The sequence below is a fragment of the Cupriavidus oxalaticus genome, assembly GCF_004768545.1.
GTDB classification, from domain to species: Bacteria; Pseudomonadota; Gammaproteobacteria; order Burkholderiales; family Burkholderiaceae; genus Cupriavidus; species Cupriavidus oxalaticus_A.
Genome location: NZ_CP038635.1, coordinates 649,086 through 672,271, shown reverse-complemented (window position 1 = coordinate 672,271; position 23,186 = coordinate 649,086). Strand labels below are relative to the sequence as shown.

General features: G+C 68.4%; 26 protein-coding genes. 16 read left to right on the top strand and 10 right to left on the bottom strand.

Translation table 11 applies throughout. From position 1 onward, the window contains the following. Positions 1-414 precede the first annotated feature (414 nt). On the top strand, positions 415-1,011 hold the full coding sequence (locus tag E0W60_RS13935; RefSeq protein ID WP_135704658.1) for a helix-turn-helix domain-containing protein: 597 nt from the start codon (positions 415-417) through the stop codon (positions 1,009-1,011). Between the two features lie 46 nt (positions 1,012-1,057). Here the strand turns inward: E0W60_RS13935 and E0W60_RS13930 are convergent, their stop codons facing one another. Both E0W60_RS13930 and E0W60_RS13925 read right to left on the bottom strand, forming a co-directional pair. Next, entirely contained in the window at positions 1,058-2,143 is a 1,086-nt protein-coding gene (locus tag E0W60_RS13930; RefSeq protein ID WP_135704656.1) for an ornithine cyclodeaminase, read from the bottom strand. 11 nt (positions 2,144-2,154) lie between these two features. Further along, positions 2,155-3,033, bottom strand: a complete 879-nt coding sequence (locus tag E0W60_RS13925) for a dimethylarginine dimethylaminohydrolase family protein (RefSeq protein WP_135704655.1) — start codon at positions 3,031-3,033, stop codon at positions 2,155-2,157. Positions 3,034-3,189: 156 nt separating this feature from the next. On the opposite strand from E0W60_RS13925, the gene E0W60_RS13920 reads away from it, so the two are divergent. From E0W60_RS13920 to E0W60_RS13890, 7 genes are all read left to right on the top strand, one after another. Beyond that, positions 3,190-3,609: an Lrp/AsnC family transcriptional regulator gene (locus E0W60_RS13920; protein ID WP_116317273.1), complete on the top strand. Its 420-nt coding sequence runs from the start codon at positions 3,190-3,192 to the stop codon at positions 3,607-3,609. A 185-nt stretch (positions 3,610-3,794) separates the two neighbouring features. After that, entirely contained in the window at positions 3,795-4,934 is a 1,140-nt protein-coding gene (locus tag E0W60_RS13915; protein ID WP_135704653.1) for an HPP family protein, read from the top strand. 261 nt (positions 4,935-5,195) lie between these two features. Continuing rightward, positions 5,196-6,401 (top strand): AI-2E family transporter, encoded by a 1,206-nt coding sequence (locus E0W60_RS13910; RefSeq protein WP_135704651.1) that lies wholly within the window; start codon positions 5,196-5,198, stop codon positions 6,399-6,401. 7 nt (positions 6,402-6,408) lie between these two features. Then, positions 6,409-7,104, top strand: a complete 696-nt coding sequence (locus tag E0W60_RS13905; protein WP_133093895.1) for a paraquat-inducible protein A — start codon at positions 6,409-6,411, stop codon at positions 7,102-7,104. Further along, positions 7,101-7,850, top strand: coding sequence for a paraquat-inducible protein A (locus E0W60_RS13900; RefSeq protein WP_133093894.1), 750 nt, complete (start codon positions 7,101-7,103; stop codon positions 7,848-7,850). The genes E0W60_RS13905 and E0W60_RS13900 overlap by 4 nt, the downstream gene beginning before the upstream one ends. Next, complete coding sequence (locus tag E0W60_RS13895) at positions 7,837-9,486, top strand: intermembrane transport protein PqiB (protein ID WP_135704649.1); 1,650 nt, start codon at positions 7,837-7,839, stop codon at positions 9,484-9,486. The genes E0W60_RS13900 and E0W60_RS13895 overlap by 14 nt, the downstream gene beginning before the upstream one ends. Beyond that, positions 9,486-10,136: a PqiC family protein gene (locus E0W60_RS13890; protein WP_240745928.1), complete on the top strand. Its 651-nt coding sequence runs from the start codon at positions 9,486-9,488 to the stop codon at positions 10,134-10,136. Before E0W60_RS13895 ends, E0W60_RS13890 begins: the two co-directional genes overlap by 1 nt. 139 nt (positions 10,137-10,275) lie before the next feature. On the opposite strand, the gene E0W60_RS13885 is transcribed toward E0W60_RS13890, so the two are convergent. Then, a complete protein-coding gene (locus E0W60_RS13885) occupies positions 10,276-10,836 on the bottom strand; it encodes a nucleoside 2-deoxyribosyltransferase (RefSeq protein ID WP_135704647.1) in 561 nt (186 codons plus the stop codon). Positions 10,837-11,006: 170 nt separating this feature from the next. Here E0W60_RS13885 and E0W60_RS13880 point away from each other — a divergent pair, with 170 nt between their 5' ends. The 5 genes from E0W60_RS13880 to E0W60_RS13860 all read left to right on the top strand — a co-directional run bounded on the left by E0W60_RS13880 (position 11,007) and on the right by E0W60_RS13860 (position 14,674). Continuing rightward, entirely contained in the window at positions 11,007-11,948 is a 942-nt protein-coding gene (locus tag E0W60_RS13880) for a 2-hydroxyacid dehydrogenase (protein ID WP_135704645.1), read from the top strand. A 60-nt stretch (positions 11,949-12,008) separates the two neighbouring features. Continuing rightward, positions 12,009-12,203, top strand: coding sequence for a DUF1059 domain-containing protein (locus tag E0W60_RS13875; protein WP_133093890.1), 195 nt, complete (start codon positions 12,009-12,011; stop codon positions 12,201-12,203). A 215-nt stretch (positions 12,204-12,418) separates the two neighbouring features. Next, positions 12,419-13,216, top strand: a complete 798-nt coding sequence (gene modA / locus E0W60_RS13870) for a molybdate ABC transporter substrate-binding protein (RefSeq protein WP_135704643.1) — start codon at positions 12,419-12,421, stop codon at positions 13,214-13,216. Between the two features lie 13 nt (positions 13,217-13,229). Next, positions 13,230-13,943, top strand: a complete 714-nt coding sequence (modB, locus tag E0W60_RS13865) for a molybdate ABC transporter permease subunit (protein WP_135704641.1) — start codon at positions 13,230-13,232, stop codon at positions 13,941-13,943. Between the two features lie 8 nt (positions 13,944-13,951). After that, complete coding sequence (locus E0W60_RS13860) at positions 13,952-14,674, top strand: ATP-binding cassette domain-containing protein (RefSeq protein ID WP_133093887.1); 723 nt, start codon at positions 13,952-13,954, stop codon at positions 14,672-14,674. Between the two features lie 22 nt (positions 14,675-14,696). On the opposite strand, the gene E0W60_RS13855 is transcribed toward E0W60_RS13860, so the two are convergent. The 5 genes from E0W60_RS13855 to E0W60_RS13835 all read right to left on the bottom strand — a co-directional run bounded on the left by E0W60_RS13855 (position 14,697) and on the right by E0W60_RS13835 (position 18,149). Continuing rightward, positions 14,697-15,491 (bottom strand): TOBE domain-containing protein, encoded by a 795-nt coding sequence (locus E0W60_RS13855; protein ID WP_135704639.1) that lies wholly within the window; start codon positions 15,489-15,491, stop codon positions 14,697-14,699. Between the two features lie 100 nt (positions 15,492-15,591). Continuing rightward, positions 15,592-16,371 carry an enoyl-ACP reductase FabI gene (gene fabI, locus E0W60_RS13850; protein WP_133093885.1) on the bottom strand — a complete coding sequence of 260 codons (780 nt, stop codon included), beginning with the start codon at positions 16,369-16,371 and terminating at the stop codon, positions 15,592-15,594. Positions 16,372-16,430: 59 nt separating this feature from the next. Further along, positions 16,431-16,736: a hypothetical protein gene (locus E0W60_RS13845; protein ID WP_135704637.1), complete on the bottom strand. Its 306-nt coding sequence runs from the start codon at positions 16,734-16,736 to the stop codon at positions 16,431-16,433. A 275-nt stretch (positions 16,737-17,011) separates the two neighbouring features. Further along, positions 17,012-17,833, bottom strand: coding sequence for a tyrosine-protein phosphatase (locus E0W60_RS13840; RefSeq protein ID WP_133093883.1), 822 nt, complete (start codon positions 17,831-17,833; stop codon positions 17,012-17,014). Positions 17,834-17,903: 70 nt separating this feature from the next. Continuing rightward, a complete protein-coding gene (locus E0W60_RS13835; protein ID WP_133094218.1) occupies positions 17,904-18,149 on the bottom strand; it encodes an RNA-binding protein in 246 nt (81 codons plus the stop codon). A gap of 534 nt (positions 18,150-18,683) precedes the next feature. Between E0W60_RS13835 and E0W60_RS13830 the strand changes: the two genes are divergently transcribed. From E0W60_RS13830 to E0W60_RS13820, 3 genes are all read left to right on the top strand, one after another. Continuing rightward, positions 18,684-20,132 carry a DASS family sodium-coupled anion symporter gene (locus E0W60_RS13830; protein WP_240745979.1) on the top strand — a complete coding sequence of 483 codons (1,449 nt, stop codon included), beginning with the start codon at positions 18,684-18,686 and terminating at the stop codon, positions 20,130-20,132. Between the two features lie 21 nt (positions 20,133-20,153). Next, positions 20,154-21,203: an Ldh family oxidoreductase gene (locus tag E0W60_RS13825; protein ID WP_135704633.1), complete on the top strand. Its 1,050-nt coding sequence runs from the start codon at positions 20,154-20,156 to the stop codon at positions 21,201-21,203. 91 nt (positions 21,204-21,294) lie between these two features. Further along, on the top strand, positions 21,295-21,990 hold the full coding sequence (locus tag E0W60_RS13820) for a transglycosylase domain-containing protein (protein WP_135704631.1): 696 nt from the start codon (positions 21,295-21,297) through the stop codon (positions 21,988-21,990). A gap of 90 nt (positions 21,991-22,080) precedes the next feature. Here E0W60_RS13820 and E0W60_RS13815 read toward each other — a convergent pair whose 3' ends face one another. After that, complete coding sequence (locus E0W60_RS13815) at positions 22,081-22,305, bottom strand: formate dehydrogenase subunit delta (protein WP_133093879.1); 225 nt, start codon at positions 22,303-22,305, stop codon at positions 22,081-22,083. After that, complete coding sequence (gene fdhD, locus E0W60_RS13810; RefSeq protein ID WP_135704630.1) at positions 22,302-23,174, bottom strand: formate dehydrogenase accessory sulfurtransferase FdhD; 873 nt, start codon at positions 23,172-23,174, stop codon at positions 22,302-22,304. Before fdhD ends, E0W60_RS13815 begins: the two co-directional genes overlap by 4 nt. Between the last annotated feature and the right edge of the window lie 12 nt (positions 23,175-23,186).

The following is a 23,186-nucleotide window of genomic DNA, read 5'->3' as shown; positions in this document are numbered from 1 at the left end:
CGCTGAATTCAGCGGCCGCAACAAAGACGGCAGCAGCGTGGGGAACCACCCGGGCAGCACGGTGTCTGCCAGTTACTGGCTCTCGCGTCCCGTGGAGCGGCACAGTCTTCAGTGTGCGTTGAAAAACAAAAGTGCGATGAATTTGTAGTTTTTTCTTACTGATTGCCTGGTCTTTGCGGCATATTATGGGCTTCCGGCAAATCCGGAGCCGGGACATGCAAAGCCATCAACTGCGGGCAGTCTGCGGGAAATGACAAAAACATCAAATCGACGATAAATAATCGTCCGACCAGCGGGGGAGCGGGTCAGGACACAGGGTCAGTCAACCATTGGCAGTAACAATACGCGGTGCAGGTGCCTGGCATCGCGCGCGCCTGGCCGGCGCGACCTGCCTTCAGGACTACGGGTGATTGGATGAAACTGGATCCGGCACTGGCTGAAAAGCCTTACTACAGCACGCGTACAGCGGCAAAACTGCTCAATGTCTCGCTGGGCACTGTCCAGAAGATGGTAGAGCGCGGCGAACTGGGAGCCTGGAAGACCAACGGCGGCCACCGGCGCATCCACAAGGAAACCGTGCATCGCCTGCTGGCGACGCGCATCGGGCCCGAAACCGCGGCGCCCCATGGCCTGGACCTGGTGGTGTTCCACCCCAACCACCAGGAAGCGCAGCGCATCCACGGCCAGCTGGGCAAGTGGGGGCTGCCGCTCAAGAGCCTGGTGGTCGACGACGTGCTCGACACCGTGATCACCTCGGTCAGCGCGCATCCGCGCGTGGTGCTGTACTACGTCGACGAACTGAACGACGCCGAGTCGGCCACCATCGAGAAGCTGCAGAATTTCTTTGCCAGCCAGCATGTGATCTTTGCTGTCATCACCAACCGCCAGGCCTATGACGGCGTGGCCGACGCGCTGCAGCACTGGGGCATCATGGTGTTCCTGAAGACGCCATCGCTGGAAGAGGTCAAGGGCTTCCTGCGCGCCCAGCTGATGATGGGCCGCGCCGGCTGAGTCGAGCGCTCCCCCTGAACGCTCAACCCAGGGGAGCGCATCGCGCTCAGGCCAGCGACGCCAGCCTCTGCGGCTCCAGCCCGGCCTCGCGCCCTTCGGCCTGCGCCATCATCCAGCCATAGAGATTGCGCGGGTCCGGCGGCATCGCCACCAGTTCCACCGCCCTGCCCGCCCGCCGGGCATGCGCGGCGGCATAGAGCCAGCGCAGCGCGGCGTAGTCTTCCAGCGCAAACCCCACGGAATCGAACACCGTCACTTCGTCGGCCGCGGCCCGGCCCGGCGCGGCGCCGGCCAGCACCTGCCACAGCTCGGTCACTGACGAGTCGGCGGGCAGTTGCTGGATCTCGCCTTCGATGCGCGTCTGTGGTTCGTACTCCACCACGATGCGCGCCTGGCGCAGGATGTCGGCATGCAGCTCGGTCTTGCCGGGGCAGTCGCCGCCAACCGCATTCAGGTGCATGCCCGGGCGCACCTGCGCCGGCGTGAGGATGGTGGCGCGGGTCTTGTCGGCGGTCACGGTGGACACGATGTCGGCGCCGGCCAGCGCGGCCGGCACCGACTCCGCGGCGCGGATCACCAGCCCCGGCACGCCGGCAAGGTTGCGCATCAGCCGTGCCGTGGCGGCTGGGTCGATGTCGTAGGCGGCAATCTCGCGCACGCCCAGCATGGCGTGGAAGGCAAGCACCTGAAACTCGGCCTGCGCGCCGTTGCCGATCAGCGCCATGGTGCGCGCGCCCGGCCGCGCCATCGCCTGCGCCGCCAGCGCCGAGGTGGCGGCGGTGCGCAGCGCGGTGGCCAGCGTCAGGTCGGCCAGCATCAGCGGGAACCCGGTTTCCACTTCGGCCAGCAGGCCGCACGCCATTACGGTCGGCATGCCATGCTGCGCGTTGCGCGGATGGCCGTTGACGTACTTGAACGCGTACTGGATGCCGTCGCTCACCGGCATCAGCTCGATCACGCCGCGCGCAGAATGGCTGGCCAGGCGGGCGGACTTGTCGAAGGCATCCCAGCGCAGGAAGTCCTGGCGGACATGGTCGGCCATCTGCACGATGGCGGGCTGCACGCCGACCGCGGCCACCAGCCTGGCCACGTCGTTGGCGTCGAGGAACAGCGAACGGGCGGTCTCTTTCATGATTGGCTCCATCATGCCGCGGCCGCGGCGATGCCCGGCCCGCTGCTGCGGTCGAGCCGCAGCGTCATGCAATAGGCGCCGCCGCCGGAGAGCATGAAGGGAGTCAGGTCGACCTCATGCAGCTGGTAGCCGCGCCGGCCCAGTTCGGTGCGCAGGTGCGGCGTGGTGCGGGTCATCACCACCTGGTCGTCCAGGTTGACGGCATTGACGCTGAAGTGGCGCAGGTCGTCGGCGCTGGCCTCGATGCGAAGGCGCGCCGGCAGCCGCGCGCGCAGCTCGCGCAGCGATGCTTCGCTGAATGCCGGCGGGTAATAGAGGATCTCGCCGCCGGACAGCGGGCAGAAGCATACGTCGAGGTGGTAGCTCTGTTCGGTGGCCAGTTCCAGCGCCACGACTTCCTGGCCGAAGAATTCCGACACGGCAGTGGCCGCCTCATGCGACGAGCGCGGCCCGAAACCGGCCCAGAAATGGCCGCGGCCGGCATCCCAGATGCAGTCCCCCGCGCCCTCCTGGAAGCAGCCTTCGGGCAGCAGCGCCACTTCATCGAGCAGGCCGCGCTCGCGCAGTGCGCCGAAGATTTGCGCGAACGGCGCTTCTTCGCCGCGGCGCTGCGGGTAGCGGAAGCGCGCCAGCAGTGCGCGGCCGTCGAGCACCACGGCGGCATTTGCCGGGAAAACCATGTCGGGCAGGCCGGGGGCGCCCGCGGCCACTTCCACCGCGAAGCCGGCCCGGCCCAGCGCCGTGCGCAGCGCGTCGAAGGACTGGATGGCGTCGCGGTGCATGCCGCGCGGGTCGCGCGCCCAGGCGTCGGGGTCCATCCACGGATTGATGCTGTACGACACGTCGTAGAAGGTCGGCTCGACAAGCAGGATCGTGGGGGTCTGGATCACGGCGGCTCCTTTTTTAGGGTTCTGGAAAGAATTCAGTCGATTGCATTCTGGTGCAGGCTGGTGTTAACTAATAGCCAGCAAGATGTGCAATTTGTGCGTTGCATCGAGCAAAACGCCAGACTTCATTGGCAAATCGCCAGAACACCTCTCAAGCCCATGGACGCCACCGATCAACAGCTGCTCTCCCTGCTGCGCGACAACGCGCGCACGCCGGTCACCGCGCTGGCGCAGGCGCTGCGCGTGTCGCGCGCGACCGTGCAGAACCGGATCGACAAGCTGGAGAAGGAAGGACTGATCGTCGGCTATACCGTGCGCCTGCGGCCCGAGGCCGAGGCGCATCGGATCCGCGCGTGGATGACGATCGCGGTGGAGGGCAACAAGGCGCGCACGGTGCTGCAGGCGCTGCGGGGCGAGCCCAATGTGCAGGCGCTGCATACCACCAACGGGCGCTGGGACATCATTGCGGAATTGCGCGCGGATACGCTGGAGGCATTTGACCGGACGCTGGACCGGATACGGTTGATCGAGGGGATCAGTGCGACGGAGACGAGTATTTTGCTGTCGACTTATAAGTAGCGCCGCAGGTTTGCGTGCTGCCAGCTGTGCAAGGCCTGGCGCAGGGCACGACATGGGGCGACTCCATGTTGCTCTTGTGCGGTGCATCACGCCCCAACACAGGGATGCGCTGCACCAAAGGCGGCCAAATATATCACCGCGTGATATATTACGTGCACCATTCCCAAGCCGCCCCCAGTCCAAGAATGCCAACTGCCCCCGCTGTCGCCTCGTTGGCGCAAAATACACGTGCATGGCTGCGCACTTTTGTGCCGCTGCCGGTCGCTGCCAACCGCCATGAGCGCATCAAGAGTTGCTTTGGCGCGCTGCTAGGCCTGTTCATCACCGAATGGATCAGCCACCAGACGCTGGGCGGATTCAATCCCTGGTTCGTCGCGCCGATGGGCGCCTCGGCGGTCCTGCTGTTCGCGGTGCCGTCTTCGCCACTGGCGCAGCCGTGGTCGGTCATCGGCGGCAACCTGTTTGCGGCGCTGGTGGGCGTGGCCTGCGCGCGCTGGATTCCGGACCCGGGCCTTGCCGCGGCGATAGCGGTGGCCGTGGCGATTGCCGTGATGTTCCAGTTTCGCTGCGTGCACCCGCCCAGCGGCGCCGTGGCCGTCACGGCGGTATTCGGCGGGCCGGCGGTCAGTGCGCTCGGCTTCGGCTTCGTGGTGGTGCCGGTGCTGTTCAACTCGATGCTGCTGCTGTTGATGGCGCTGGCCTTCAACAACCTGTCGCGGCGGCGCTACCCGCACCGCCCGCCCGAGCCCGCGGTGCAGCATGGCACCAAGGACGTGCCGCCGACGCAGCGCGTGGGCTTTACCCGTGCCGACCTTGACGCGGCCCTGCAGGCGCGCGGCGAATTTCTCGATATCGAAGAAGACGACCTGGAAGCCATCCTGGTGGCCGCGCAACTGCACGCGTACCGGCGCCACTTCGGCAACGTGCTGTGCGGCGAAATCATGTCGCGCGACGTCATCCTGGTGCGGCCCGAGCAGCCCGCGCACGAGGCCGGCCACCTGCTGTCGCGGCACCGCGTCAAGGCGCTGCCGGTGGTCGATGCGAACAACCGCCTCGAGGGCATCATCACGCAGAGTGACTTCTTCGCCGCGCAGCGTGATACCGGCGCGCGCCGGCTGGCCGGCACCGTGCGCGACCTGATGACGCGCGCCGTGGTCACCGCGCGCCCCGACCAGCCGATGGTGGAGCTGGCCCGAGCCTTCTCCGACGGCGGCCTGCACCATGCGCCGGTGATCGACGACAAGCACCGCGTGGTCGGCATGGTGACGCAATCCGACCTGGTTGCCGCGCTGCTCAAGAGCGGCGTGATGGCGGTGCCGGGCTGAGGCTGGCCCTTTCCCCCGGTGCCGGCCATGCCCGGCGCCTTCTAGCTCCGTTTCCGCCTCCCCGCGTTGACGCCACGGCCCGCCGCGCTGTTCAACGTCACAAAGCTATGGCACTGTGGATGCGTCCGGGCATGCTGCGCCGGCGCACCGCGGTGGTGGCGCCTGAAGCACCCTTCCAGCACCCCTTTGGCATCGCCCGCCCCGGCGTAGGCTATATTTACGCCGTTTCCGTCACACCGGCGGGCCCAGGGAGAGCCATCGATGAGTTCCGGTCAGTTAATCGAGAAGATTGCTGCAGTCTTTGCGCTGATCGTGTTGATCGGCGGCTCGCTGCTGGTGCTCGCACCGTTCACCACGGCGCTGCTGTGGGGCGCAATCCTGGCCTACAGCTCGTGGTACCCGTACACGGTGCTGTCGCGCTGGCTCGGCAACCGGCGCAGCCTGTCGGCGCTGATCTGCGTGCTGCTGGCCACGGTGATCGTGCTGGGCCCGTTCGTCTACGCTGGCGCCAGCTTTTCGGCGCACGTCGACGACCTGTCGGCGCTGGTCAACCGCTATATGGAACAGGGCATCCCGCAGCTGCCCGAATGGCTGAGCAGCCTGCCCTATGTCGGCACTTACCTGCAAAGCTCGTGGAACAGCATCATCAACGCCGACTCCGAGATGGTGGCCAACCTGCGCAAGCTGATCGCGCCGGTCGGGCATGTGCTGCTCGGCGCCGGCCTGTCGATCGGCGCGGGGCTGGGGCAGCTGGCGCTGTCGATCATCCTGGCATTCTTCTTCTATACCGGCGGCGAGTTCGCCATCGCGTGGCTGCGCGCGGGCATGCGCCGCATTGCCGGCGAGCGCGCCGACCACCTGCTGGAACTGGCCGGCAGCACGGTCAAGGGCGTGGTCTACGGCGTGCTCGGCACGGCCTTTATCCAGGCGGTGCTGGCCGCCATCGGGCTGTGGATCGCCGGCGTGCCGGGCGCGGCCATCCTCGGCTTCGTCACCTTCTTCCTGTCGGTGGTGCCGGTGGGCCCGCCGCTGGTGTGGCTGCCGGCGGCGCTGTGGCTATACCACACCGGGTCCACCGGCTGGGCCATCTTCCTGGTGATCTGGGGCGTGGGCGTGGTCAGCATGGCCGACAACATCGTCAAGCCGCTGCTGATCAGCAAGGGCACCGGCATGCCGCTGATCTGGATCATGCTGGGCGTGCTGGGCGGCGCGCTGGCGTTCGGCTTCCTGGGAGTGTTCATCGGCCCGACGCTGCTGGCGGTGGCGTATGCGCTGCTGCGCGACTGGACCATCGGCTCGCAGGAGGAGCTGAAGCAGGATCTCGCGCGCGACCTGAAGCCGGGCGGCGCGCCGGCGGTGTCCGCGGCGACGCACCCCGGCGCGGCGGCCCCGGCGGCTCCGGCAGTCCCCGCCGTGGTCGACAATCCCGACGTGCCGCCGGCGACCACCGGCAAGCACCCCGGCTGAACGGCTGATGGCAGGTCCAGACAACGCCCCCGCACCCGCCTTGCCCGATACCTCGCCCGCCGCGCTGCACCGGCTGGTGGCGTGCGAATACTGCGATGCGGTCTACGAGCGCACCCCGATCTCGCCCGGCGAGCGCGCGCTGTGCCTGCGCTGCGGCGGCGAGCTGTACCGCGAGAGCCGCCGCCATTACCGGCGCCTGCTGCCGCTGGTGGTCACCGCGCTGATCCTGTTCCTGGTTTCCAACGCCTACCCCATCGTCGAGATGGACCTCAAGGGGGTGCGCACGCAAACCACGCTGCTGGGCGCGGTGCACGCGCTGTATGAAGACCACATGGCGCTGGTGGCGGCGCTGGTGTTCGCCACCACCATATTGTTCCCGCTGTCCGAGCTGCTGATGATGATCTACCTGCTGGTGCCGATGGCGCAGCACCGCATGCCCCTGGGCTTCGACCGCATCGTGCGCGGCATCCGCCAGACGCGGCCATGGGGCATGATCGAGGTCTTCATGATCGGCGTGCTGGTCACGCTTGTGAAGCTGTCCACGATGGCGCGCGTGCTGCCCGGCATCGCGCTGTGGTCGTTCTCCGCGCTGGTGATCGTGCTGGCGGCGATGCTGTCGTTCGACCCGCGCGACCTGTGGCGCTACCTGGAGACGCCGGACGATGAGGGCGCGACAGGCGGGTCCGGCGAGGGCGGCCAATGACGAACGCGCTCCCGCCACAACCGCCACGGCCTTCGCGCCCCGACCGCCTGGCGCACCCGCGCCGGCTCGCGCGCGAAGTGGTGGCCGAACTCACCGACGACGACGAACGCACGCCGCTGCCGCAGGTGCCCACCGCCGGCCGCCTGGGCCTGCTCTCCTGCCACGCCTGCGACCTGGTCAGCCCGCGCACGCTGGAAGGCGAGCCCTGCCCGCGCTGCGGCGCCACGCTGCACCACCGCAAGCCGGACAGCCTGGCACGCACCTGGGCCTTCCTGCTGGCTGCCTTTATCCTGTACATCCCGGCCAACATGCTGCCGGTGATGGTCACACAGTCGATCCTCGGCACCCAGCGGGACACCATCCTGTCCGGCGTGATCTACCTGTGGCTGTCCGGCTCGCACATGCTGGCGGTGCTGGTGCTGATCGCCAGCATCATCGTGCCGCTGCTGAAGATGCTGATCCTTACCTTCCTGCTGCTGTCGGTGCATTTCCGCGCGACCTGGCGCATCCGGCAGCAGACCCGGCTGTACGGGCTGGTGGAAGTGATCGGCCGCTGGTCGATGCTCGATATTTTCGTGGTGGCGCTGCTGGCCTCGCTGGTGCGGGCCGGGGCGCTGGCCACCATCATCCCGGGCGGCGGCGCGCTGGCCTTCGGCGCGGTCGTGGTGCTGACCATGCTGGCCTCGCTCAGTTTCGATCCGCGCCTGCTGTGGGATTCGCTGGAAGACGACAATGCCCGACACTGAACAACATCCGCCTGATCCCGCCGCCCCGCCCGGCCCTCCCGGCCTGCCGCGGCCCGAGCGCCGGCGCCGCGCGCGCTGGCTGCCATCGCTGGTGTGGCTGATCCCGATCGTCGCGGCGGTCGTCGGCGTGTCGCTGCTGGTGCACACGCTGGCCTCGCGCGGGCCGGAGATCACCGTCAGCTTCCGCACCGCCGAGGGCCTGACGCCGGGCAAGACCGCGGTGCGCTACAAGGACGTCGATATCGGCCTGGTCAAGTCGGTGCGGCTCGCGCGCGACCGTTCGCATGTGATCGCGTCGATCGACCTGACCAAGGACGCCGAAAACTTCGCCGTGGCTGACACGCGCTTCTGGGTGGTGCGCCCGCGCTTCGCCGCCAGCGGCGTGTCGGGGCTGGAGACGCTGCTGTCCGGCGCCTATATCGGTGTCGATGCCGGCAAGTCCGGCGAGACCACACACGAATTCAAGGGACTGGAAGTGCCGCCGGTGGTGACCACCGACGCATCCGGCAAGCAGTTCGTGCTGCGCGCCTCCGAGCTGGGCTCGCTCGACATCGGTTCGCCGGTCTACTACCGCCGCGTGCTGGTAGGCCAGGTGGTGGCCTACCAGCTGGAGCCCAACGGGCGCGACATCACGCTGAGGGTGTTCGTCAACAAGCCCTATGACAAGCTGGTCACCGCCGATACGCGCTTCTGGCATGCCAGCGGCGTCGACCTCAAGCTCGATGCCGGCGGCCTCAAGCTGTCGACGCAATCACTGGTGACGGTGCTGCTGGGCGGCGTTGCGTTCCAGGCGCCGGAGCGTACCACCGCCACCGATGCCGCCGCGGAAAACACGCAATTCCTGCTGGCCGCCGACCAGTCCGAGGCGATGAAGGAGCCCGAGGAACTGGCGCCGACGCTGGCCGTGCTCAACTTCGACCAGTCCGTGCGCGGCCTGTCGCCGGGCGCGCCGGTGGACTTCCGCGGCGTGATCGTGGGCCAGGTGCGCTCGATCGGCATCGAATACCAGCGCGACAAGAAGGCCTTCCGCATGCCGGTGGTGGTCGAGCTGTACCCGTCGCGCATGGGCTTCCGCGAACGCGACGTGGAAGACCGCGCGCGCGCCCGGCAGATCATCGAGGGCCTGCTCAAGCGCGGCATGCGTGCGCAGCTGCGCACCGGCAACCTGCTGACAGGCCAGCTGTATGTGGCGCTCGACTTCTTCCCGAAGGCGCCGCCCGCCAAGGTCGACCTGGATGCGCCGATCCCCGAGTTCGCCACCACGCCGGGCACCTTCGACCAGCTGCAGGCGCAGGTCGGCGATATCGTCAACCGCATCGACAAGATCCCGTTCGACCAGATCGGCCAGGACCTGCGCACCACGGTGGCAAGCCTGAACAAGACGCTCAACACCGCCGACCAGCTGGTGCAGCAGCTCAACGGCGACGTCGCGCCGCAGGTGCTGGCGGCGCTGCAGGACGCGCGCAAGACGCTGACCGCGGCCAACGGCACGCTGGCGTCGGATGCGCCGCTGCAGCAGGACACGCGCCGCATGCTGCAGGAACTGACGCGCACCGCCACGTCGCTGCGCACGTTGACCGATTACCTCGAACGCCATCCCGAAGCGCTGCTGCGCGGCAAGCTGGAGAAAGACTGATGAAGCGCCATCCCCCAACCTCCGCACCTGCCGCCGTGCTTGCCCGCTGCGCCATTGCCGGCGCCATTGCCAGCACACTGGGCGCCGCCGTGCTGGCCGGTTGCGCCTCGCCGGAGCCGCGCTACTACACGCTGGCCCAGGGGCCTGCAGGCGTCGCCACGCTGCCGGCGGCGACGCCGGCGCCGTCGACCAGCACGCTGTGGCTGGAAGTCGCGCCGGTACGCGTGCCGGAGCGCCTCAACCGGCCGCAGCTGGTGGTGCGCGACGGCGGCAATGACGCCAGCCTGCGCCTGCTCGACCTGGCGCGCTGGTCGTCGCCGCTGCCGGATGAGTTGCGCGATGCGCTGTCACAGCGCCTGCAGGCCACGCTGGGCGCGGTCGATACCTACCAGCAGGGGCTGTCGGACGTGCAGCCGCTGTATCGGATCACGACGGAAGTACTGCGGCTCGACGCGGATGTCGGACAGCGCGCCGGCGCCACGATCAACTGGACCGTGCGGCGGTTGCCGGACGGCAAGGTGGTCAGCGGCCGCACGCAGGCGGAGTTGTCCGCGCCCGGCGAGGTCGATGGCGTGGTGGCGGCTTACCGGGAGATCGTGGCAAGCACGGCGAAGGATATTGCGGCAGGGGTGGAGGCGCTAAGGCGATAAACCGAACGCGACGGAGCTTGCCGGAAGGAAGGTGCGCCCAAGCCGCGAGATCTGGCCTAAGCAAGGTGTTCTCCCTCTCCCCTCAGCGTCCCCTCAGCGGGAGAGCAAGGGAAGCAAACCAGCGGTAGAAAAAACGCCCTCAGTCATCCCCCCACACCGCGGCATCCCGCTCGCGCCGCGCAGCCGCCTCCGCAGCGCGCCGGTGGATGGCCTCGGCCATCGCCGCCAGGCATTCCGCCGCCCCGCCCCGCACCAGCCTCACCGGGCACGCCAGCATCAGGTTCACGGGCAAGCCGAAATCCTCCACCACAAACCCGCGTGCATCCAGCGGCCGGCCTTCCGCGTCGGTCACCACCGTGGCGCGATCGCGCACCGTTCCCAGGTCCGCGCTGTAGCCCCATACCGGCTTCTGCAGCGCCACCGCAAACCCCACCTCGAAGGCCGTGCCCGAGTCCGGCTCGCCCGGCCCGCGGAAATCGTCGAGGTTGGCCATCACCATGTCCGCGCGGCGCAGCAGCGCGATATTCGCGTCATAGATCCAGCGCGCCGCGTCTGGCGCCGACAGGCCTGCCGGCGCCGCCTTGTCGAGTGGATAGAGCCCGGTGAAGCCATGCGCCGCGCACAGCAACTTGAGTTGCTCGCCCCAGGCGATGGCGTCCTTGCGGAAGACGTCGAAGCCGGCCAGGTAGATGGTTTTCATGGCGGTGTGTTCTTCAGGAAAGATACGGGATGCCGCAGCATAACCTGCCGCCGCACGAACATCGCACAAAGTTGCTCGCGCGCCGGGGCGGCAGCGGCTGTGTGGTGGCCGGCACGACGCGGGGGCTTGCGCTACCATCTCTGCTCCCTCCGCCGCTACCGCTACCCCTCATGTCCGCTTCCCAGATCCTCCAGGTCGGCCCGCTCGCGCCCCAGACCAATGCCACGCTCCAGCAACAGTACGGCGCCATCGCGCTGTGGCAGCAGGGCGATGCGCTGGCGTGGGCGCGCGAGCATGGCCAGCAAGTGCGCGTGGTGGTGACCTCGGCGCGCCATGGCTGCAGCGCCGCGCTGATCGACGCGCTGCCGGCGCTGCAGGCCATCGTCAGCTTCGGCGTGGGCTACGACTCGATCGCACTGGATGCCGCCCGCGCGCGCGGCATCCAGGTCAGCAACACGCCCGACGTGCTCAACGACTGCGTCGCCGACCTGGCTTTCGGGCTGCTGCTCGACGCGGCGCGCGGCATCGCCCACGGCGACCGCTTCGTCCGGGCCGGGCGCTGGCCGCAGGGCGGCTTTCCGTTGACGACGCGGGTCTCGGGCAAAAAGCTCGGCATCCTCGGGCTGGGCCGCATCGGCGAGATCGTGGCGCGGCGCGCGCAGGGCTTCGACATGGAGATCGCCTACAACAACCGCCGCCCGCGCGACGGCGCGCCATGGCGCTTCGAGGCCGACCTGAAGGCGCTGGCCGCGTGGTCCGACTTCCTGGTGGTGACCTGCGTGGGCGGCCCGGAAACCGCCGGGCTGGTGTCGCGCGAGATCATCGACGCGCTCGGGCCCAGGGGCATCCTCATCAATGTCTCGCGCGGCAGCGTGATCGACGAAGACGCGCTGGTGGCGGCGCTGGCCGAAGGACGCCTGGGCGGCGCCGGCCTCGATGTGTTCCGCGACGAGCCCAACGTGCCGGCCGCGCTGCAGGCGCTCGACAACGTCGTGCTCGCGCCGCACATGGCCAGCGGCACGCACGAGACCCGCGCCGCGATGACCGCGCTGACGCTGCAGAATCTCGATGCGTTCCTGGCCGATGGCAAGGTGCTGACGCCGGTGCTGTAGTGGCCGGTCCCCCTGCCTATACTGGATACGCCGGCCGCGCGGCCGGTGACAGGAGGCACCATGGGACGCAAGTTTATCGATTGCCGCGAATACCCGAGCGACATCGGCTGCACGGTTGCGATGAGCGCCGACACTGAAGACGAACTGCTCGAAGCCGCGGTCCAGCACGCGGTCGCGGTGCACCAGCACCAGGACACCCCTGAGCTGCGCGCTCAGTTGAAGTCCTTGTTCAAGGAAGGCAACCCGCCGGCCTGAAGCCGGACAAGCTGGCGCCGCAACGGCGCCAGCCCTGGCACTTCCTCGCCGCGGGGCTCATTCGCAGATCCTGATACCGCACTTGCGGCTGCCGGAATACCCATGCCGGTGGTCATGGCGCATCATTGACGCACCGCTATATACGGACGTATATTGCGCCTGACAGTCCACCCATCCCAGCGCCAGCTTTTCTGGCCGCTTCGCCGAGGATTCCCATGTCCGCGTTCCGCTCCGCCCGCACCGGGCGCCGCTCCGTTCTTGCCGGCGCCGTCGGTGCCATGCTGGCCGCCGTGGCGCTGGCCCTGCCCGCCGGGCCGGCTTTCGGCGCCGACCTGGTGGTGTCCGCCGCGGCCAGCCTGACCAACGCCTTCAGGTCGCTGGCCGAGTCGTACGAGCGCGCCCATCCCGGAACCAAGGTGGTACTGAACTTCGGTGCGTCCGACGTGCTGATGCAGCAGATCGTCAAGGGCGCGCCGGCCGATGTGTTCGCCTCGGCCGACCAGGAAGCGATGAACAAGGCCGAGACCGAGAAGGTGATTGCTCATGCCACGCGCCGCAATTTCGCCGCCAACGAGGTGGTGCTGATCGTGCCATCGGACAGCAAGCTGAACATCGGCTCGCTGCAGGACCTGAGGCGGCCGGAAGTGAAGCGCATCGCCTATGGCAACCCGGCCTCGGTGCCGGTCGGCCGCTACACCCGCGGCGCGCTGGAAGCGGCCGGGTTGTGGGACGCGGTCGCCGCCAAGGGCGTGCCGGCGCAGAACGTACGCCAGAGCCTGGACTACGTAGCGCGCGGCGAGGTCGAGGCCGGCTTCGTCTTTGCCACCGACGCCACCGTGATGCCGGACAAGGTCAAGGTCGCCGTGCGCGTGCCGAGCCGCACCCCGGTGACCTACCCCATCGCCATCACCAGCCAGACCCGCCAGCAGAAGGAAGCGGCGCAGTTCGTCCACTTCGTGGCGTCGCCGCAAGGCCAGGCGATCCTGTCGCGCTACGGCTTCCAGAAGCCCTGATTTCCGCCACGCCATGGATGCCGTCTGGGTCCCGCTGCTGTTGTCGCTGAAGGTCGCGGGCTGGGCCACGGCGCTGAACGCCGTGCTCGGCGTCGGCGCGGCGTATGCGCTGGCGCGCTGGCGCTCGCCGCTGCGCGACGTGGTCGACGCGGTGCTGACGCTGCCGCTGGTGCTGCCGCCGACCGTGCTCGGCTACTACCTGCTGGTGCTGGTGGGCCGGCGCGGCGTGTTTGGCGAGTGGCTGTCCAGCCTCGGCATCGAGCTGGTCTTCACCTGGCACGGCGCGGTGCTGGCCTCGACCATCGTCGCCTTCCCGCTGGTGCTCAAGTCGGCCCGCGCCGCCTTCGAAGGGGTCGATCATCAACTGGAAAACGCCGCGCGCGTGCTGGGTGTTTCCGAATCCGGCATCTTCTTCCGCGTGACGCTGCCGCTGGCGGCGCGCGGCATCATCGCCGGCGTGCTGCTGGCCTTTGCGCGCGCGCTGGGCGAGTTCGGCGCCACGCTGATGATCGCCGGCAACCTGCCCGGGCGCACGCAGACGCTGTCGGTGGCGATCTACGAGGCCGTGCAGGCCGGCGACGACAACACCGCCAACCTGCTGGTGCTGGTGACCTCGGTCACCTGCGTGCTGCTGCTGGTGGTCGCCGGCCGGCTGGTGCCCGCTGCGGCGCGCAATCCCGCCGAAGTGTATGAACGCCGGCGCCTGCGCCCGCGTGCCGCGCGCTGAGGAACGCCATGGGCATGCATGTCAGCATCCGCAAGCAGATGGTGTCGGCCGACCGTCAGTTTTCGCTTGATATCGATTTCGACTCCGACAGCCGCCGCATCGCGCTGTTCGGGCCGTCCGGCGCCGGCAAGAGCCTGACGCTGCGCGCCATCGCCGGGCTGCTCGCGCCCGACAGCGGCCGCATCGAGCTGAACGGGCGCACGCTGTTCGACAGCGAAGCGGGCATCGACGTCCGCCCGCAGGAACGCCGCGTGGCCTACCTGTTCCAGGAATACGCGCTGTTCCCGCACCTGACCGTGGGCCAGAACGTCGCCTTCGGGCTGGCGCGCGGCTGGCGCAACCCGCGCCGCGGCGCGATCCCGCCGGAAGCGCGGCGCTGGATCGATGCCTTCGGGCTGGACGAGATCGTCGGCAACTATCCCGCCGAGATCTCCGGCGGGCAAAAGCAGCGCGTGGCGCTGGCGCGCGCGCTGGTGGCGCAGCCCGATATCGTGCTGCTCGACGAACCGTTCTCGGCGCTCGATCCCGCCCTGCGCGCCCGCATGCGCGCCGAGTTGCGCACGCTGCAGGCAAGCCTGGAAGTGCCGATGCTGGTGATCTCGCACGATCCCGCCGATGTCGAAGCGCTGGGCGACCATGTGCTCGAGATCCGCGAAGGCCGCATCTTCGGCAGCGGCGACAGCCGCCACCATGCGCCGGTCTACGCGCCGGTGTCGGCGCGCGTGGCCTGAGCGCGCAACAGGCCTTTCTGCATTACCCCACCACCCCCAGGATCACGCTGGACGCCTTGAACACCGCCACCGCCGGCACACCCGCCGCCAGGCCCAGCGTCTCGACGCTGCCATTGGTAACGATCGCGGCGATCGTGCCGCCGCCGTCCAGTTCGATCACCACCTCCGCATTGACCGCGCCCGGCATCACGCGCGACACCACGCCCGGCAGCTGGTTGCGCGCCGACAGCCGCACGCCCGGATCGGGCAACCCAACCAGCACCGAAGACGCCTTGATCAGCGCGAACGCTTCCACGCCCGCAGCCAGCCCCAGCGTCTCGACGCTTTCATGCGTGATCGTCGCCACGATCTGCTGGCCGCCCGGCAGCGCCAGCACCACCTCGTCGTTGACCGCGCCGCCACGCACGCTGGCGACGCGGCCGAACAGCTTGTTGCGCGCGCTGGTCTTGATCATCATTCGCCTCATCAGGTGGATATCGTCGGCAGCGCCCTCGCCGAGGCGCGACAGCTGCGCGACAAAGCGCCGGTGTTCGTCCTCGAGCGCGCGGTAGGTGTGGATCAGTTGCTCGCCCCGCGCCGTCAGGCGCGTGCCGCCGCCGCCCTTGCCGCCGGCGGCACGCACCACCAGCGCTTCGCCGGCGCTGTTGTTCATCAGGTCGATGGCGTCCCACGCAGCCTTGTAGCTGATGCCGACCGCACGCGCGGCGGCGGTGATCGAGCCGTGCTCGCCGATGGCGGCGAGCAGCGCGATGCGGTCCTTGCCGCCCCAGTCCTGCGAGCCGGAGCGGAACCAGATGGCTCCCTGGAGTTCAAGCATGAGTAGCCGGCACCGCGAACCGGTGCCGTGACAGAGTGGCAAACGCGGCTATGGTAATCCCAATCCCGTTTCCAGGATCAGCACCTGCACGCCCGCTCCGCTACGCCATGATGTGCACGCCGCCATCGACGTACACCGTATTGCCCGAAATCCGCCGCGCGTACGGCGTGGCCAGGTACGCCGTGGCAAAGCCCACGTCCATGATGTCGACCACCTCGCCCAGCGGGGCGCGCCCAGCGGCATCGGCCAGCATCTGGTCGAAGTCCTTCAGCCCAGACGCTGCGCGCGTCTTCAGCGGCCCGGGCGAGATCGCATGCACGCGGATGCCCTGTGGCCCCAGTTCATGCGCCAGGTAGCGGCAGCTGGCTTCCAGCGCGGCCTTGACCGGCCCCATCAGGTCATAGTTGGGGACCACGCGGTTGGCGCCTTCATAGCTCATCGCGAACAGCGTGCCGCCGTTGTGCATCAGCGGCGCGGCCAGCCGTGCCATGCGGATGAACGAATGGCACGAGACGTCCATGGCGCGCGCGAAGCCTTCCGCGGAGGAGTTGAGCAGCCCGCCCTGCAGGTCTTCCTTCGGCGCGAAGGCGATCGAGTGGACCACCGCATCGAGCCCGCCCCATACCGCTTCGATGCGCGCGAACAGCGCGCGCATCTGCTCGTGGTCTTCCACGTTCAGCGGCATCAGGATCGGCGCCTGCACGGCCTCGGCCAGCGGCGCGACGTGCGGATATGCCTTGTCGTTCAGGTACGTCATGGCGATCTGCGCGCCGAGCTCGTGGAAGGCCCTGGCGCAGCCCCACGCGATCGAGCCGTCATTGGCGACGCCGGCCACCAGCACACGGGAACCGGCGAGCGGCGGGTTGGATAAGTTGACCATCGATGCCTCCGGGGGAAGACTTCAAGCTGGACTGGGTGGAATAGGATGACTGAAGCGGGTCACTCCGCGCACGGGTCAGCTGCCAGGCCGCGGCGCGGCCTTGCGCTGCGCCGAAGCGCGCGAAGCCGGCTTGCCTGTGCTGTCGGCAGCCTGGGGCGCCGCGTGACGATCTGCGCCGACACGGCCTTCTCCAGCGTCAGGAAGGGATTGTCCGCGAGCAGCAGCACGTAACGCTGCCAAACATCGGCGAGGTATTCCAGCGCCGGCTGGCCCGACGCTGCGAATGGATTGGCGCCATCGTCGGATGGATGCGTGGCGGTGCCGGTGTCTTGCTCGGGCGGAACGGCGGCTATGCGTGCGGTCATTCCACTTCCCCCAGTTGGCGCCGCTTGCGGGCGTTGCGCGCTGGCGGCGCAGGCCGGAGTGGCGCATGTTGCACTGCAACCAGGATTAAGCCTAGCAGCCGGCGCTGCCCGCCGCAAGGCGCCGGAGGTGTGGCGATGGCTACGCCTGCCGGATGCAGGCGCGCCAATTCCACCTGTCATCCTGCAGTCCGAATCGTCGCCTATGCGGCCCGGCGCACTTGCGCGATGCAGTATTCCTGACACCGGGCGCAACCGCTGCGGGCCGTTCCGGCGCGTCAGTCTTCGAGGTAGTGCGCGCGCAGCCGCGCGACGTCGACGCCGAGCGCGTCGGCCAGGTAGTTGTCGACGCTGCCCCAGCCCTGCTCGATCGCCTGCAGCGAGGCATCGAGATAGCTGGCACGGACCTCGAGCAGCGGCATCATGGCCTCGGCGCTCACGCCCAGCCGCGCCATGCGCGCCAGCGCGGTCTCGTTGAAGCGGGCATTGCGCTGGTTCGATTCCAGGTAGTTGGCGAGGATGTCGTCCTGCGCCACGCCCAGCGCCGACAGCAGCAGCAACGAGGCAAAGCCGGTGCGGTCCTTGCCCGCGGTGCAGTGGAACAGCAGCGTCTTCCCCTCCTGCGCGGTCTGCATGAAGCCGCCGAAGGCGTCGCGGTAGCGCACCGGGAAATCGCGGTAGACCTCGAGCATGAAGCCGTCGATCTGCGCCGGCGTGCTGGCGCGCAGGCGCGGCATCAGCACGTCCATTGCCATGCTGCCATCGAGCACCGGCACCGCCACCCAGTTGAAGCGCGCACCGAAGCCGGCCTCGTCCGGCGACTTCTCGCCGGGGGAGCGGAAATCGACCACCATGTCGAGGCCGAGCGCATGCAGCCGGTCCAGGTCGGCCGCGCTGGCCAGCGCCGGGTTGCCGCTGCGATACAGCCGGCCGCTGCGAACGCGGCGTCCGGACGCGCCGCGCAGGCCGCCGAGGTCGCGGGCATTGCTGATGGTGTCGAATGCCAGCCCGGCGTCGCCGATCATGCCGTCCAATGCCGCCGGCCCGGGCGACACGACCGTGTGGGCATGCGGAAATGCCCGGTGGAACCACTTGTTCATTATTGCTCCCTGACTGTTCTTATCGATGCGGACCCGGCAGCCGTCAGTGGCTGAGGTCGGGCGCCCAACCTCAGCGGCCGCGGTACGCCGGCACATACCAGCGCAGGTGGGAGCCCGCGATATAGCGCCGGTCCAGCCGCGCCACCAGCTTCCACACCGCCAGCGCGCCGGCGTCGATATCGACCCAGGCCCACGGGCGCTTCGGGTCGCCGGCGTCGACCAGCTCGACCGAGCGGATGCTGGCGTATTGCGCCAGTGCCTTGCGCAGCGCCGCTGCGCTGAGTCCTGCCTTCAGTCCGCGCACCAAAACCTTCATCATCGGCTCCAATTATTTCAGATCACCCTGACGCATGCATCACCTGGCTGGCCGGCTGTGGCGACGCGTCCGCCGCATCAGCCGCCAGGCCTTGTGGCGCCTGCCTTTACAGATGGGATCACGAATCCGCCGCAGGATTTCGTCGTCCGAAGCAAAACTTGATCTGAATCATTGTCGGCGCAATAAGGCCCAATGAGGCGCTTTGGAGCCTCGACATCACCCCTACCGGCTCGGACAATTCCTATCATGTCGAACGCAACGGCCAGGCCAGAAGCCCGGCCGCCGGAGCAAGCCCGACGCGGATGCCGCCTCGCGACCGACAATGCCACCGCCGGTGCAGTTGCCGGCTTGTGCACCGATCGCCAGCACGCCGTGTCGAGGTATTCGACGAGGATCATCAACACAAGGATGACGGCGATGCCCGATACCTCTCACGCTTCACCTGCCTCCCCGGCCTCCCCGGCCTCCCCGGCCACCCCCACTCCGCCCACGGCGCCCCCGACCGCTGCAACCGCCAGCGCCACCGCGCCCAGGATGACGCTGCACTGGGGCCTGTTCGTCGCCGTCGCGGTGCTGCTCGGCGTACTCGCGATCCCGCAGCCCGAAGGCCTGACCATTGCCGGCCAGCGCATGCTGGCCATCCTTGCCTTCGCCATCGTGGTGTGGATCACCGAGGCGGTCTCGTACGAGGCCAGCGCGATCATGATCACCTCGCTGATGGCGGGCCTGATCGGCTTCGCGCCAACGGTCAACGACCCCAGCGTGCAATACGGCACCTCCCGCGCGCTGGGCATGGCGCTGGCCGGCTTCTCCAACACCGCGCTGGCGCTGGTGGCCGCCGCGCTGTTCATCTCCGCGGCCATGACCGTGACCGGGCTGGACCGGCGCATCGCGCTGGTGACGCTGTCGGCGATCGGCACCAGCACGCGCCGCATCCTGGTCGGCACGATCGCCGTCACCATCGCGCTGAGCCTGGTGGTGCCCAGCGCCACCGCGCGCAGCGCCTGCGTGGTGCCGATCATGATGGGCGTGATCGCCGCGTTCGGCGTCGACAAGAAATCCAATATCGCCGCCGGCATCATGATCACGGTGGCGCAGGCGACCAGCATCTGGAACGTCGGCATCCAGACCGCCGCCGCACAGAACCTGCTGACGGTGGGCTTCATGGACAAGCTGCTGGGCGAGCGCATCACCTGGCTGCAATGGCTGATCGCCGGCGCGCCGTGGGCGATCGTCATGTCGGTGGTGCTGTACTTCCTGGTGCGCTGGCTGCTGCCGCCCGAGACCGACGCCATTCCCGGCGGCAAGGAAGCGGTGCAGCGCGAGCTGTCCGGACTGGGCCCGATGACCGGCCCGCAGAAGCGCCTGGCCGCGGTGTCGATCGGCCTGCTGCTGTTCTGGGCCACCGAAGGCAAGCTGCACAGCTTCGACACCGCCACGGTGACCTTTGTCGGGCTGGTGATCCTGATGCTGCCGCGCATCGGCGTGATGGACTGGAAGACCATGCAGCAGCGCACGCCGTGGGGCACGCTGATCGTGTTCGGCGTCGGCATCAGCCTTGGCACCGCGCTGCTGTCCACCAAGGCCGGCCAGTGGCTGGGCGAGTTCGTGGTGACGCATTCGGGCCTGGCCACGCAGGGCGCGGTGATGGTGTTCGCGATCCTGGCGGCGTTCCTGATCCTGATCCACCTGGGCTTTGCCAGCGCCACCGCGCTGACCGCGGCGCTGCTGCCGATCCTGATCTCGGTGCTGCAGACCCTGCCCGGCGACATCAACCGCGTCGGCCTGACCATGCTGCTGGGCTTTACCGTGAGCTTCGGCTTTATCCTGCCGATCAACGCCCCGCAGAACATGGTGTGCCTGGGCACCGAGACCTTCAACGGCCGCCAGTTCGCGCGCATCGGCATCCCGGTCACCATCGTCGGCTATGGCCTGATGCTGCTGTTTGCGGCCACCTACTGGCGCTGGCTGGGCTGGGTGTAAGAGGCCATGACGGAGGCCACGATGAGACTTTCCCTGGATTCCGCCCGCCGTTTCGCGCGCGACCTGCTGGTGGCGCAGTCGGTACCCGAAGACATCGCCGACGACGTCGCCGAGCACCTGGTCGAAGCCGACCGCTGCGGCTACGCCAGCCACGGCATCTCGATCCTGCCCAACTACCGCAAGGCCATCGAGACCGACAACGTCAACATTGATGGCCGCGCCACCTGCGCGCTGGACCGGGGCTCGCTGATGGTGTTCGACGGCCATCGCGGCTTCGGCCAGCACGTGGGCAAGACCGTGATGCAGGCGGCCATCGGGCGCGTACGCGAGCACGGCCATTGCATCGTCACGCTGCGCCATTCGCACCACCTCGGCCGCATGGGGCACTACGGCGAGCTGGTGGCGGCGGCCGGCTTCGTGCTGCTGAGCTTCACCAACGTAACCAACCGCCCGCCGGTGGTGGCACCGTACGGCGGCCGCGTCGCGCGCCTGACCACCAACCCGCTGTGTTTCGCCGGCCCCATGCCGAACGGCCGCCCGCCGATCGTGGTCGACATGGCCACCAGCGCGATCGCCATCAACAAGGCGCGCGTGCTGGCGGAGAAAGGCGAAGCCGCGCCGGAGAACAGCATCATCGATGCCGAAGGCAATCCCACCACCGACGCCTCGACCATGTTCGGCGAGGATCCCGGCGCGCTGCTGCCGTTCGGCCTGCACAAGGGCTATGCGCTGGGCGTGGTGGCGGAACTGCTGGCGGGCGTGCTGTCGGGCGGCGGCACCATCCAGCCGGAAAACCCGCGCGGCGGCGTGGCCACCAACAATATGTTCGCGGTGCTGGTCAATCCCGAACTGGACCTCGGCCTGAGCTGGGAAAGCGCCGAGGTGGAGGCCTTCGTCAAATACCTGCACGACACGCCGACGGCCCCGGGCTTCGACCGGGTGCAGTATCCCGGCGAGTTCGAGGCGGCCAACCGCGAGCGTGCGGCCGATGCCCTCGACATCAATCCCGCGATCTGGCGCAACCTGGAACAGCTGGCGCAGGCGGTAGGCGTGCCGGTGCCGAAGGGCTGACCGCCGCGGTGCTGCCAGCCGCCGGCCATAGGTACGGCAAGGGACAGCAGGAACTCGCCCCCCGCCGCCCGCGGCTGGCACAATACGCGGCATGAAAAGCCTCTGGTCCGCCTTCGTCAGGCTGCTGGTGCTCGCCGTGGTCGGCGGCGCGCTGCTTGCCACCGTTGCCATCCTCGCCCTCCAGCGGCAATTGCCGTCGCTCGACGCGCTGGCGGATTTTCGCCGCAGCGCTTACTATGTCCCGCTGTCGCGCTATCCGCGCGGGCTGATCGACGCCGTGGTGGCGATCGAGGACGAGCGCTTCTACGTGCATGACGGCATCGACTACGTCGGCGTGATCCGCGCGGGCGTCGCCAACCTGTCCGACGACCTGTCGCAGGGCGCTTCGACCATCACCATGCAGGTGGCGCGCAACTTCTACCTGTCGCGCGACAAGACCTATACGCGCAAGCTGTACGAGGTGCTGCTGTCGTACCGGATCGAGGACGCGCTGAGCAAGGACGAAATCCTCGAGCTGTACCTGAACAAGATCTATCTCGGCCAGGGCGCGTATGGCTTCGCCGATGCGGCGCAGACCTATTTCGGCAAGCCGCTGGCGCAACTGTCGCTGGCCGAATCCGCGATGCTGGCCGGCCTGCCCAAGGCTCCCTCGGCGAACAACCCGGTCGCCAACCCTCGCCGGGCGCGGCAGCGGCAGGTCTATATCCTGCGGCGCATGCTGGAGCTGGGCAGGATTTCGCATCCCGAATATGACGGTGCCTTGCTGGAGCCCTTGCGCCTGAAGTGATGCCTGACGGGCGGGAAGAAGCTCAAGGTCTATGCAGACGTCGACAGCGCATTCACGCAGAACTTTGCGGCCCGTCTGCGGCAAGCAACCCTATTCCAACACGCTCCGGTGCCGCGCCAGCGCCTCCTGTACGATCGCATCCAGCCCCACGCCGGATTCGCCGTCGACGTGTCCCAGCAACGCCCTGCGCATGCGCGGTTCCCAGAAGCGCTTGATATGCCCGGCGATATCGGAAACCGCCTCCTCGCGATCAGGCATCGCCTCGAAGAAGCTGCCGATCTGGTTGGCCATGGTGATCAGGTTGTCGACGTTCATACGAGGCTCGCTTCGTGTTGCAGGCCGTGTTGCAGGCGTTGTGGATGGGCATAGACCACGTGCGCGCCGGCGCGCACGAACCCGGCCAGCGTGATATTGGTCTGCTCCGCCAGCCGCACCGCCAGCGCCGTCGGCGCCGACACTGCCGCCAGTACGCCGGCGCCGATGGCGGCGGTCTTGAGCACCATTTCATAGCTGGCGCGGCTGGTGACCAGCACGGCGCCCGTGGAGATGTCCTCGCCGCTGCGCGCCAGCGCGCCGGCCAGCTTGTCGAGGGCGTTGTGGCGGCCCACGTCTTCGCGCACCAGCGATACGTGGCCATCGGCGCGCAGCCACGCGGCGGCATGCGTGGCGCCGGTGTGGCGCTGCAGTGCCTGGCGCAGCTGGAGCTGCACGAACGCGGCCTGGATCACGTCGGTATGGAAGCTGCCGTCGCTGCGCACCGGTGCCGGGGTGCGCATCACCTGCTCCAGCGATTCCGTCCCGCACAGTCCGCAACCGGTGCGCCCCGCCAGCGAGCGGCGGCGCTCCTTCAGCTGCATGAACGCTTCCGAGGCAATTTCCAGCCGCACCGCGATGCCGTGCTCGCGCGTGTCGACTTCGATGTCATAGACATCGCGCGCCGTCGGCACGATGCCTTCGCTCAGGCTGAAACCGAGCGCGAAGTCTTCCAGGTCGGCCGGCGTGGCCAGCATCACCGCATGCGAGATGCCGTTGTATTCCAGCGCGACCGGTACCTCCTCGGCCACCTCGTCGGGGCTGAGCGAGATTTCGCCCTGCCGCCAGCGGCTGACGGCAAAGGTGCTGTGGGTCGGCATCTCGTCCAGCGCCACTGGATCGGCCTGCGGTGACTGCATGCAGCGCATCATGATGTCGCCCTC